The sequence below is a fragment of the Streptomyces griseus subsp. griseus genome (genome assembly GCF_003610995.1).
Taxonomy (GTDB): domain Bacteria; phylum Actinomycetota; class Actinomycetes; order Streptomycetales; family Streptomycetaceae; genus Streptomyces.
Genome location: NZ_CP032543.1, coordinates 3635182 through 3647088 on the forward strand (window position 1 = coordinate 3635182; position 11907 = coordinate 3647088).

Consider the following 11907-nt stretch of genomic DNA (forward strand, 5'->3'; position numbering starts at 1 on the left):
GGGAGAGCCTGGTCGGCGCGGGCTCACACCCTGGCGCACTCCCCCGTGCGCGGGCCGTGGACCGTGTTGGCCCGGCCCGCGTTGTCCGGAGCGGGCAGGTTGCCGGAGCACGCCACCGGGCCGGTGACCTTGTTGGCGGCGAGCAGCACGCCTCCGGTGTTGCCGGTCAGGACGACGGCTCCGGTCACGGAGTTGGCGGTGCAGCCCGGGCCGCCGAGCCGGACGGGGCCGGTCGTCCGGCTGATGGCCAGCGGCCCGGTGACCTCCGACCCGCATACGTGGATCGCGGCGGCGCGGTCCGACTGGACCGGGCCCTGGAGCGTGGAGCCGGTCAGCACGAGGGCGGCTCCGGCGCGCACGGTGACCGGGCCGCGCAGGGCGGCGCGGTCGGCGCAGGTGACGCCGTCCGTGACGGTCAGCGGGCCGGTGCGTACGCCGGTGACCGTCGCGGTGCACGCCGGCGCGCGCACCACCCGGGCCTTGTAGGCGAGCGCCTCGGCGAGCTTGCCCGGCTTGGCGTCCGTCAGGGGCTTGCCCAGCTTGGCGAACTCGCCGCCGGTCTCCTTCTTGCCGCCGTTCCACTCCGCGATCCGGCCCAGCTGGGCAGCGGTCTTCCCGTCGTCGACGACCGCGTCCGGGGCGAGCGCGGCCATGGACTTCGATGCGCTCTTGACCAGGTCGAGGTACGGACCGGGGGAGGTGAGGTCGTACGCGGCCGTGTCGTGCTTCCCGCGCAGCCAGGAGCCCCACGAGAACTCCAGGAACTCCGAGGCGTCGTCCGGGACTTCGTAACCGATGTCCCGCGTGAAGTAGACGAGGCTGCGGTAGGCGTCATCACGGAAGTTGCTGATCCCCAGCCGGTCGGGCAGCTGGTCCACGGCCAGGGGCCTGTTCTTCTCGTCGCGCAGCCAGACCTTCTTCTCGGCGGTCATGCGCTGCCAGAAGGCCGCGGTGGAGAGGGAGCTGAGGTTGTCGGTGACCCGGAGGCGGATCGGCAGCCGGGTGGAGCCGTCGGGGCCCTCCAGGAAGGACGTCAGCGTGTGGTGCCCGTCGGTGAGGTACAGCTTCCCGCCCGGTCCGATCACGGCCGTCTTCATCGCGGCGACCGACTCCGGCGTCTCCTGGCCGAGCTTCACCGTGCAGGTGAAGCTCGCCGGATCGTCCAGCCGTGCGCCGGGCCGCACCGAGGCCGCCTCGCCCTGGCCGTTGGTCTCGCACCAGTCGTCGAAGCGCTTGTTGAAGCCGCCCGCCGCCTCGTCCCGGTCGCTGCCGTACCGGCCGAGCTTGTAGAAGACCTGGTCGAAGCCGAGGACGGCCTGGGTCGGGTGGAGTTCGCCGAGGGTGACGTCGATCAGATCGCCCGGCCGGGCACAGGAGCGCGGCAACGGCCCGCTCCCGGCGCACGCCCCGGAACCGACCGCGCCCCCCGCGCTGCCGGTCCCCGCCGCGACCGCCCCGGTGGAGGCGCCGACGACGACCGTGCCCGCCGCCAGCACTCCGGCCAGCAGCCGGGCCCCGCGCCGCGGCAGGCCGGTACTCGATCTGTTCATGGGGTCCTCTCCGTACACGTGTCAGTTCCGTACGTCCGCCCGCGCGGCCGTCCGCGCGTTCTCCTCGTGGGGACGATCGCAAGGCACGGCGACGCCTGTACGGACGTGGCGTGAACGGGCGATGACGCTGTCATGCCACGGCGGGACCGGGATCGAGCCCGGGACGGGACCGGGTGCCGGGACCAGTGGCCGGACCGGAACAGCCGCCCGCCCCCTCACACCGCCGGGAGCGTGACCGAGAAGCAGCAGCCGCCCTGGACGTTGCGGACCTCGGCGCGTCCGGCGTGCGCCTCCACGATGCCGCGCACGATGGCCAGGCCCAGACCCGCGCCCGCCGGGGGCGTACGGGCGTGGCTGCCCCGCCAGCCGGTGTCGAAGACCCGGGGCAGGTCCTCCTCCGGTATGCCCCCGCAGCCGTCGGTCACCGACAGCACCACACCGCCGTCCGAGCGGTGCGCGGAGAGGGCCACCGTGCCGTCGGCAGGGGTGCGGCGGATGGCGTTGATCAGCAGATTGCCCAGGACCCGGCTCATCTCCTTGCCGTCCACCTCCACCGGCACCTCCTCGATCCGGTCGCCCACCAGCCGCACCCCGTGCTCGCGCGCCAGCGGCCCGGCCCCGGACAGTGCGTCGTCGACCAGGTCGTAGAGGGAGATCCGGGCCGGAGCGAGGGTGAGGGAGCCGGCGTGGATGCGGGAGAGCTCGAAGAGGTCCCCGACCATGCCGTTCATACGCTCCACCTCGGTCCGGATCTGCCGCAGATAGCGCCCGGAGTCGGGGGCCATGCCGTCCTCCAGCGCCTCGGCCATCGCCCGCAGCCCCGCCAGCGGGGTGCGCAGATCGTGCGAGATCCAGGCGACGAGTTCACGCCGCGAGGTCTCCAGGGCCCGCTCTCGTGCCCGCGAGCTGTCCAGCTTGGCGCTGGTGGCGGCCAGCTCACGGGTGAGCGCGGCCAGTTCGGCGGTGGGCTGTCCTGCGGGCGCCGCGAAGGTGCCGCCGTCGCCGAACGACCTTGTGGCCAGGGTCAGTTCGCGGCTGCGGTCGGCGACCCAGCGGCCCAGCAGTACGGCGGTGGCGAGGGAGACCACGGCGGCCATGGCGACCACGGTCGTGACGACGTACAGGTCGTGCGACGAGAGGAACATCGCCCAGGCGACCGTCAGGGTCCCGGCGAGCATCGCGGTGACGGCCACCCCGGCGACGACGGCCAGCGAGAGGACGAGCGAGCGGTGCCGCAGGAGTCGCAGGACGAGCGCGCCGAGCAGTCCGGCGGCGACCGCGCCGAGAAAGGCGAACAGCGCGATGAGGAGGAGGTCGCTCACGGCGCTCAGCCCCGTTCCGGGGGCAGGGGGACGGCGGCCGGTGCCGCCTCCGTACGGGCCGGGGCTTCCGGGCCGTACGCAGGGTCCGTGTCATCCGTACGGGCACGGTCCTCCCGGCCGTCCGCACGGCCCCCGGCCTCCGGGGCCTCCACGTCCTCCCGGGCCTCGCCCTCGCCCGGCAGGTCCAGGCGGTACCCCACCCCCCACACCGTAAGGATCAACCGGGGCCGCGCCGGGTCCTGTTCGATCTTGCCGCGCAGCCTGCGGATATGGACGGTCACCGTGGACAGGTCTCCGAAGTCCCAGCCCCACACCTCCCGCATCAGCTCCTCCCGGCCGAACGCCCGCCCGGGATACCGGAGAAGGAAGGCGAGCAGGTCGAACTCCCGCAGCGTCAGAGCGAGCCCCACACCGTCGCGGGACGCGCTGCGGGCCACCGGGTCCAGGCGCAACCCGGCGCCCGACAGCGACCGGGACCCCTCGGCGGCGGGCGCGCCGGCCCTCGCGCGCCGCAGTACGGACTCGACCCGGAGCACCAGTTCACGCGGGCTGAACGGCTTGGTGACGTAGTCGTCGGCCCCGGTCTCCAGGCCGAGGACGCGGTCCTCCTCGTCCCCGCGCGCGGTGAGCATGATCACCGGTACCGGCCCGTGCGCGCGCATCCGGCGGCAGACCTCGAACCCGTCCATGGCGGGCAGCATCAGGTCCAGGACGACGAGGTCGGGCCGGGCCGCCGCGAACCGTTCCAGGGCGGCGGGCCCGTCCCCCGCCCGGTCGACGGCGTACCCGGCGCGGTGCAGATAGCCGGCGACGACCTCGGCCACGGTCGGGTCGTCGTCCACGACGAGGACCCGGCCCCGCGCGGCGTCGGCGGCGGGGGCGTGCGGGGTGTTCTCCATGGCGTCCACCTTCGCACCGCGCTCCGGCGCGCCGGGGCGCGGTGCGCCGCCATCCGGCCGACGTCCAAGTTTCGTAAGAACCTGAAGACCGGAATGCCGGAGTTGTCTCCGTAGGGTGAGGCGGGTGACCGATTCCTCTGCCACCCTCCCGGATGCCACCGCCCCGCACACCGCTCTCCCCCCGGCCGACATCGTCCTGCCCTGTCTGGACGAGGCGGCCGCCCTGCCCTGGGTGCTCGACCGGATTCCCGACGGCTGGCGCGCGATCGTCGTCGACAACGGGTCGACCGACGGTTCGGCCGAGGTCGCCCGCTCCCTAGGCGCGCACGTCGTCACGGAGGAGCGGCGCGGGTTCGGCGCCGCCTGCCATGCCGGACTGCTCGCCGCCGAGGCCGAGTTCGTCTGCTTCTGCGACTGCGACGGCTCGCTGGACCCCGCGCTGCTGGCCGGGTTCGTCCGGCGGATCACGGACGGCGAGTGCGACCTGCTGCTGGGCCGCCGCCGCCCCGAGGGCCGGGGCGCCTGGCCGCCGCACGCGCGCGCGGGCAACCTGGCGCTCGCCCGCATGCTCCGCCGTCGTACGGGGCTGCGCCTGCACGACCTCGGCCCGCTGCGGGCGGCCCGCCGCGCCGATCTGCTGGCCCTGGACCTCACCGACCGGCGCAGCGGCTACCCGCTCCAGATGGTGGTCCGGGCCTCGGACGCCGGGCTGCGGGTCGCGGAGACCGATGTCCCGTACCGGCCGCGTACGGGCAAGTCGAAGGTGACCGGCACCTGGCGCGGCACCTGGGACGCGGTGCGCGACATGCGGGGCGTGCTGCGTGAGCCACCGGCGGACCGGGCCCCGGCACCGGCGTCCGTCCCCAGCGGAACGGGGGCCGCCCGATGAGCGCGTACGGACCCACCGTGTACGACCCCCCAGGCCCTGCCGCGTACGGCCCCCACGGCCCCACCGAGCTGCTGGTCATCGCGAAGGAGCCGGTCCCCGGGCGGGTCAAGACCCGGCTCTGTCCGCCCTTCTCCCCCGCCGAGGCGGCCGAGCTGGCCGCCGCCGCCCTCGCGGACACCCTGGAGACCGTGCTCGCCCTCCCCGCCCGGCGGCGTGTCCTCGTTCTCGACGGGCGGCCGGGCCCCTGGGTACCGCCGGGCGTCGAGGTGGTCCCGCAGAGCGGCGGCGGGCTGGACGAGCGGCTCGCGGCGGCCTTCGGGAGGTGTACCGGGCCGGCCCTCCTGGTCGGCATGGACACCCCGCAGCTCACCCCGGCCCTGCTCGCCCCCGCGCTCGCCCCCGACGCCTGGGAGGGCTGCGACGCGTGGTTCGGCCCGGCCGAGGACGGCGGCTTCTGGGCGCTGGGCCTCGCGCAACCCGATCCCGCCCTGCTCCGGGGGGTGCCCATGTCCGTCCCGGAGACCGGTGCGGTGCAGCGGCGCCGCCTGGTGGAGGCCGGGCTGGCGGTACGGGACCTGCCGGTCCTCCTCGACGTGGACACCGCGTCCGACGCCCACCGGGTGGCGGCCGACGCCCCCGGCGGCCGGTTCGCCACAGCGCTCGGCCGGCTGACCGGGGCGGGGGCGGGGGCGCGATGAGCACGATGCTGCCGCCGTCGTCGTCCGGGACGTCATCGTCCGGGACCGCCACGCAGAAGACCCGGACGACCGCCGAGGCCCGTGAGACCGACCGGCCCACCGAACCCCCCGCCCACGCCGGCGCCGACCCTCGCGCCGAGACCGACCCCCGTGGCGCCGAAGCCCGGACCGCCCCCTGGGGCACCGACCCGTACGCCAACGCCCTGCGCAACGGCCACGGCCCGCTCTTCCTCCGCCGCAGCGACGGCTGGCTGCTGCCGCTGGAGGTCGAGCGCTGGTGCTCCGACGCGGGCGCCGCCGACTTCTCCGCCCTGCACCGCTGCGAGGGCCCGGTGCTGGACATCGGCTGCGGCCCCGGGCGGCTGGTCGCCGAGCTGACCGCGCTGGGCCACCGGGCGCTGGGCATCGACGTCAGCGAGGCGGCCGTCGCCCGCACCCGGCGCATCGGCGGCCCCGCCCTGCTCCGCAGCGTCTTCGATCCGCTGCCGGGAGAGGGCCGTTGGGGCACCGTGCTCCTCGTCGACGGCAACATCGGCATCGGCGGTGACCCGGCCGCCCTGCTGGACCGGGCGGCCGACCTCCTCTCCACCGGCGGCCTGCTCATCGCGGAGACGTCACCGCTCGACATCGACGAACGCGTCCAGGTCCGCCTCGACGACGGCCGGCGCGCCCCGGCGGAGCGGCCGTTCCCCTGGGCGCGGATCGGCACGCCGGCGCTGCTGCGGTACGCCGGCGCGTGCGGCTGGCGTCCGGCCGATCAGTGGAGCGCGGAGGGCCGTGCCTTCGTCTCCCTGCGCCGCCCCCGCCGCCCCGTGCGGGAGCGGACCGTGCGGACCAGCAGCCAGAGCGCGGAGAGCGCGAACAGCACGCCGGTGATGAGCAGCCAGTGGGAGAGGTAGAGATCCGGTGAGGTGCCGGAGGCGGCCACGTACCGCTGTTCGGTCCGCCGGGTGATCAGCGGGAACCAGATCAGCAGGAGCAGCGCGGAGAGGAACACCGGTACGCGGACGAAGTTGACCAGGTCCTGCCGTGGTCCCAGCGACGCGCGCAGGGCCCGGTCGGCGCCCGCGTACACCGGAAGCAGCACCAGGTCGTGCAGCACCGCCGACCCGGCGAACCAGAGCAGGACGCCGAGGGTGTCGCCGTCCAGGAGACGTACGCCCGCGTAGCCGGCCAGGCAGAAGGTGGTCACCAGCAGGAGCAGGTGCAGCGGGCCCTCGCCGTACCACCGGCGTACGAGGCGCGGCACGGAGAGACGCGGGCGGCGGGGTGCGGTGGGCGTGGACATCACAGCTCTCCGAACGTCAGGGTCTCGACCCACTTGGTGTTCAGCACCCCGGGGGCGGCGGGGACGATGATCCGGGCCGGGTAGCCGTGGTCGGGCGACAACGGGGCGCCGTTGACCTCCAGCGCGAGCAGCGAGCGCCCGTCGCGGACCTGGTTGTCGCGCAGTGCGGCCTTGCGGAAGGAGCCGCTGCGCTGGAACGACTCCACGAACACGTCCGGCGGATCGTCCGGGTACCCGGCGAGCGCCGCCAGGTCCGACAGCCGCACCCCCCGCCAGAGCTGGTCCGAGGTCGACCAGCCCTCCACACAGGCGATCGGGAGTGCCGCGCTGTGCTGCTCCATCGCCAGCAGATCGTCCCGGGAGAAACGGAGTTCACCAGCAGGCCCCCGCACCGTCAGCCGCCAGCGCTCGCCGGTGTCGGCGGGGGTGATCCGGACGGCGGCGGCCGTCTTGTTGACCTGGAAGGCGTTCGGGCCCGGCCCCTGTTCCGTACCGCCACGCGGGGTGAGGAGCGCGAGGCGGCGCAGCGGTCCGTCGAAGCTGCGCCCGGCGGAGGTGACCAGCAGGAGCAGGGACCCCGCCCCCACCACGGCGAGCGCGCCGCGCCGGGAGACGGTCGCGGGCAGCGGGTCGGGGGCGGCGAGGGTGTCCGGCTCCCCGCGCGGGAGGCCGCCGCGCAACACCCGTACGGCCTGCGGCAGCTTCAGCGCCACATGGGTGACGAATCCGGCGAGGAAGACCCACGCCCCGTAGAAGTGCAGGGTGTAGAAGGACCCCGGGAAGAGGTAGTCCAGCTGGATGTTGAGCAGCCCGGTGATGAGCTCGAACAGCGCCCCGCCCACGAGCAGCAGCAGCGAGAGCCGTTCCAGCGCGTGCCCCACCGACCGGGCGGGGGGCAGCGCGAAGAGACGCGGGATCACCGACCAGAGCTTCGCCAGCAGCACGGGGACGAGCACGATGCCGACCGTGGTGTGCAGCCCCTGGGTGAGCCGGTAGAGCCAGTGCGGACCGGTGGGCCAGGCGAACAGGTAGAAGCCGAGCCACCCCTTGCCGGGCGTCTTGTCGTTGACCGGGTCCAGGTCGGGGTTGTACGCGGCGTACGAGAGCAGGCCGGTGACGAACACCAGGGTGAGCCCGGCGAGCAGAATGACGCCGAGCACGGCGGTGAAGCGCGCTCCGCGCACCGGGCTGCGCCAGAAGCCGGGATCGGCGGGCGTGCGCAGGGCGGTGAGGCGCGCGGGGAGGCGGGCGGTCGGGCGGGCGGGGAGGGTGGAGGTCCGGCGGCGTTCGGGCATGGCCCGACGCTAGGCCGACGACACCGTCAAAAGGTGGTTACGACTCCTGACGAAAGTCTGACATCGGGGCCCGCCGGGCCCGGGTGGCGGCTTCCCGAGCCTCGGTGACGGACCGCCGGACCGCCGTGACGGCCGGCCGGAACCCGGTGGCGGCCTACCGTCCGATCGTGCGGCAGGATCTGACGGTTCGGTGACGCGGCCCCGCCGTACCGCCGGAACGCGCTCCGGCGTGCATAGCGTGCCAGCGTGAAGACCGAACACACCCCCCGTACGGAAGCCCCGGAGGACACGGGGCCGGACGGCCCGGACCCGCGGACGGCCGAGCCCCGGAACGACGACCGCCGACGCGCCCACCGGCACGACCTGATCGCCGCCGGAGCGGGGGTCGTGCTCGTCACCGCCGCGATCCTCGTCGGCCACGCCATCCAGAACCGGACCGGCAGCCTCCGCGCCCAGTGGCCACCCCTCCTCGCCTCCTGGGACCCCCACCTCGGCCCCGGCACCCCCGCCGCGCTGACCATGGCCGTGCTGGTGATCGCGTACGGCCCGCCGCTCGCCGCCCGGCTGCCGTGGCGCGGTCTCCTCGCGGCGGCCTGGGCCGGGTCGACGGTCTGGGTCTTCTCGATGGCGCTGATCGACGGCTGGTACCGGGGCGTCGCCAAGCGCCTCACCACCAAGCACGAGTACCTGCGGGTCATCGACCGCTTCGACGACATCCCCGCCACCCTGCGCGACTTCACGAACCACATCGTGATCGGTGAGCCCGGCAACTGGCCCGCCCATGTCGCCGGCCACCCGCCGGGCGCGACGCTGACCTTCGTCTGGCTGGACCGGATCGGGCTCGGCGGGGGCGCCTGGGCCGCCGTCTGGTGTGTCGTCGTGGGCAGTTCGGCGGTGCTGGCCGCCCTGATCACGGTGCGCGTCCTGGCCGACGAGCAGCTGGCCCGGCGTGCGGCGCCCTTCCTCGTCCTCGCCCCGGCGGCCGTCTGGGCGGGCGTCTCGGCCGACGGGTACTTCGCCGCCGTCGCCGCCTGGTCGGTGGCGCTGCTGGCGCTGGCCGCGACGCGCCGGGTCCGCCTCCCGGCCGTCGCGGCGGTGGGCGGGGGCCTGCTGTTCGGGTGGACCTGCTACCTCAGTTACGGGCTGGGGCTCATGGCGGCCGTGCTGCTCGTGGTTCTGGTGCTCGCCCGGACGGCCCGCCCCGTGGTCCCGTTCCTGCTGGGCGCGCTGGTGGTCCCGGCCGCCTTCACCCTGGCCGGGTTCAACTGGTGGACCGCGTACCACCTGCTGGTGGAGCGCTACTACCAGGGCGCGGGGGGCGTGCGCCCGTACGCGTACTGGGTCTGGGCCAACCTCGCCTGCGCCGTCCTCGCGGCGGGCCTGGCGGCGGTCGCCGGAGTGCGCCGGAGCGCGTCGGACGCCCCCGGGGCCGTACGGACCCTTCGTACGGGCACAACGGCTCCCGCCCAGCGGCTGGCCCTGCTCGTCCTGGCGGCGCTGGTGGCGCTGCTCGCCGCCGACCTCTCCGGGATGAGCAAGGCGGAGACCGAGCGCATCTGGCAGCCGTTCCTGCTCTGGCTGCTGCCCGCCGCCGCCCTGCTGCCGGCCCGGACGGCCCGGTACTGGCTGGTCGCGTCGGTGGTCCCGGCGCTGCTGATCAACCACCTGCTCTGGACGGGGTGGTGAACGGCCGGTCGCGGGGGCAGGTCCGTTTGCGGGGGCGGGCCCGTTCACGCGGGGGGGGGCGGGCCCGTCGGTGAAGGCGGGCCCGGCTGCGGGCGGGTCCGTTTGCGGGCGCCGGGCGGAGCCGGTTACGTGGAACGGGCGAGTCCGGAACACCCCGCACCGCACCCCGTGGAGGTATCTCCGATGGCGAAGAAGAACCGCTCCGCACCCGCCAAGGGCCTGCGCGCCAGCAAGGCGGGGCTCGCGCTCAGCCTCGGCAGCAGCGCACTCGCCGTCCTCCGGGCCTCCAAGCAGGTGCGCCGGGCCAACCGGGCGCACGACAAGCTGAACACCGCCGACGCGGTGGCCGGGATGCTGCCGCTGATCACCTCGGCCGCCCTGATCCTGCGGCAGCTGCGTAACCGGAAGCGGGAGAACGAGCCCGAGACGGCGTGAGCGCCGGGCAGCAGCCGTACGCCCGGCAGCCGCCCCGCACGTCCGGCACCACCCCCGCACGCCGAGCACCACCAGCCACCCCAGGCGTCACCCGTACGGCGCAGAGCGCGCGCCCCACGCGGAGGCCCGGCCCCCTCACGTCGGGTCGGGCCTCCGCAGCACCGGCGGCCCCTCCCGAATCCGGGAGGCCAGCACCGCGATGTCGTCCTCCGCGTCCCCGCCGAACCGGTCCAGGACCTGGTCCAGCAGCGTTTCGAGGCTTCCGCCGGCCGGCAGGGTCAGCGAGGCCAGCCGCGCCACGGAGACGTCGATGTCCTCGCCCCGCCGCTCCACCAGGCCGTCGGTGTACATGAACAGCACCGTCCCCGGCCCGCACGGCACGGTGGTGGTCCGGTAGCCCCCGAAGCCGGTGCCGAGCGGCGGCCCCGACTCCACGGAGACGATGTGCGCCCGGGACGCGCCCGGGTCGATGAAGACCGGCGGCAGGTGGCCCGCGCTGGCCACCTCGCACACCCCGCCGAACCGGTCCACCACGGCGAGCAGACAGGTCGCCGCCCGGTCCAGGCCCGACCGCTCGACCATCTCGTCCAGCCGCTCCAGGATCTGGTGCGGCGGCAGGTCCTCGGCGGCCAGGAGCCGCAGCAGCGAGCGGTAGTGGCTCATCGCCACGGCCGCCTCCACCCCGTGGCCCATCACATCGCCCATCGCCTTGAGGTGGCGGCCGTCCTGGAGCGGTACGACGTCGAACCAGTCGCCGCCCACCAGGACGCCGCGCTCCGCCGGCAGGTAGCGGGTGGCGATCTCGACGTGCGGGTGCGGGCCGCGGGGCTCGGCGAGCAGGGAGCCCTGGAGCTCGCGGGCGATGCTGTGCTCGCGGTCGTAGCGGCGGGCGTGGTCGAGGTCGACGGCGGCCCGGCCGGCGAGCTCCCGGGCGACGACCACGTCCTGGTCGCTGAAGGCGGGCGAACCCTGCGCCCGCACCAGGCTGAGCGAGCCGATCTGACGGCCCCGGGCGTTGAGCGGGACGACGAGCGCCTGGCGCAGCCCGAGGGCCTGCGAGGCGGCGATCCGGTCCGAGGTGAAGGCGGAGCGGCCGCGCTGATGGTCCTCCCAGTCGTCGAGGACCGACTCGTTCTCGGCGAGGCAGCGGGTGACCGCGGAGTCCGCCGCGAAGTCGACGTACTCCCCCGGGTGTCCGAACCGCTGCACCTGCTCGTCCAGCGGCCCCTCGCCCCGCAGCGCGGCCCGCCGCAGCCGCAGGACACCGGGCTCGGGGCGGCGTACGGGGTGGCCCACCTCGGGCGGGAAGACGTCGACGGCCGCCACGTCGGCGAAGGCGGGCACCACGAACTCGGCCAGCTCCCGGCAGGTGGTGTCCATGTCGAGGGTGGTGCCGATCCGGACGGCGGCCGTGGAGAGCAGCGCCACATGGCCCCGGGCCTCTTCCAGCTCCGCCCGCTGCCGGGCGACGTCGCTGATCTCGACGACGATCACCATCAGCCCGCAGACGGCGCCGCCTGTCTCCAGCCGGTGGTAGGTGGCGCGCCAGAACCGGGGTTCGGCGGAGGAGGCGGCCCAGGTCCGGCCGGTGATGGTCTGCTCGCGGGGTTCGCCGTCCCGCAGGACGCCGCGCAGGACGGCGGCCTGGCCGCGGAGTTCGGGGAGCACCTCGGGGAAGGTGTGGCCGAGGTGGGCGCCGGCGCGGAGGCCGTTGAGCCGTTCGAGCGCGGGGTTGACGTAGGTGTAGCGGAGGTCCGCGTCGAGTACGGCGACTCCGGCGGGGTTGCCGTCCAGCAGGGCGGCCACGGTCGCGGGGTCGAAGGACGACGGCATACCGTCGCCGCA

General features: G+C 75.0%; 10 protein-coding genes. 5 read left to right on the plus strand and 5 right to left on the minus strand.

Annotation, left to right across the window (positions count from 1 at the left end):
- Positions 1-23: 23 nt before the first annotated feature.
- The 3 genes from D6270_RS16180 to D6270_RS16190 form a co-directional block, all read right to left on the minus strand.
- Positions 24-1550: a ParB/Srx family N-terminal domain-containing protein gene (locus D6270_RS16180; protein ID WP_109164773.1), complete on the minus strand. Its 1527-nt coding sequence runs from the start codon at positions 1548-1550 to the stop codon at positions 24-26.
- A 215-nt stretch (positions 1551-1765) separates the two neighbouring features.
- Positions 1766-2872 carry a sensor histidine kinase gene (locus tag D6270_RS16185; RefSeq protein ID WP_109164772.1) on the minus strand — a complete coding sequence of 369 codons (1107 nt, stop codon included), beginning with the start codon at positions 2870-2872 and terminating at the stop codon, positions 1766-1768.
- Positions 2873-2877: 5 nt separating this feature from the next.
- Entirely contained in the window at positions 2878-3771 is an 894-nt protein-coding gene (locus D6270_RS16190) for a response regulator transcription factor (RefSeq protein ID WP_225976876.1), read from the minus strand.
- Positions 3772-3895: 124 nt separating this feature from the next.
- Between D6270_RS16190 and D6270_RS16195 the strand changes: the two genes are divergently transcribed.
- Genes D6270_RS16195 through D6270_RS33825 form a run of 3 tightly spaced genes read left to right on the plus strand, consistent with a single transcriptional unit; the run spans position 3896 to position 6257 of the window.
- The gene (locus D6270_RS16195) at positions 3896-4660 is read left to right on the plus strand and encodes a glycosyltransferase family 2 protein (RefSeq protein WP_109164771.1); all 765 of its coding nucleotides are present in this window, start codon (positions 3896-3898) and stop codon (positions 4658-4660) included.
- On the plus strand, positions 4657-5358 hold the full coding sequence (locus tag D6270_RS16200; protein ID WP_109164770.1) for a TIGR04282 family arsenosugar biosynthesis glycosyltransferase: 702 nt from the start codon (positions 4657-4659) through the stop codon (positions 5356-5358). Before D6270_RS16195 ends, D6270_RS16200 begins: the two co-directional genes overlap by 4 nt.
- A complete protein-coding gene (locus tag D6270_RS33825) occupies positions 5355-6257 on the plus strand; it encodes a methyltransferase domain-containing protein (protein ID WP_318780021.1) in 903 nt (300 codons plus the stop codon). The genes D6270_RS16200 and D6270_RS33825 overlap by 4 nt, the downstream gene beginning before the upstream one ends.
- A 388-nt stretch (positions 6258-6645) precedes the next feature.
- On the opposite strand, the gene D6270_RS16215 is transcribed toward D6270_RS33825, so the two are convergent.
- Positions 6646-7941, minus strand: coding sequence for a molybdopterin-dependent oxidoreductase (locus tag D6270_RS16215; RefSeq protein ID WP_109164768.1), 1296 nt, complete (start codon positions 7939-7941; stop codon positions 6646-6648).
- A gap of 246 nt (positions 7942-8187) precedes the next feature.
- Between D6270_RS16215 and D6270_RS16220 the strand changes: the two genes are divergently transcribed.
- Both D6270_RS16220 and D6270_RS16225 read left to right on the plus strand, forming a co-directional pair.
- Entirely contained in the window at positions 8188-9627 is a 1440-nt protein-coding gene (locus tag D6270_RS16220) for a hypothetical protein (protein WP_109164767.1), read from the plus strand.
- Between the two features lie 183 nt (positions 9628-9810).
- Positions 9811-10062, plus strand: a complete 252-nt coding sequence (locus D6270_RS16225) for a hypothetical protein (protein ID WP_109164766.1) — start codon at positions 9811-9813, stop codon at positions 10060-10062.
- 135 nt (positions 10063-10197) lie between these two features.
- On the opposite strand, the gene D6270_RS16230 is transcribed toward D6270_RS16225, so the two are convergent.
- Positions 10198-11895 carry a SpoIIE family protein phosphatase gene (locus D6270_RS16230; RefSeq protein ID WP_109167411.1) on the minus strand — a complete coding sequence of 566 codons (1698 nt, stop codon included), beginning with the start codon at positions 11893-11895 and terminating at the stop codon, positions 10198-10200.
- Between the last annotated feature and the right edge of the window lie 12 nt (positions 11896-11907).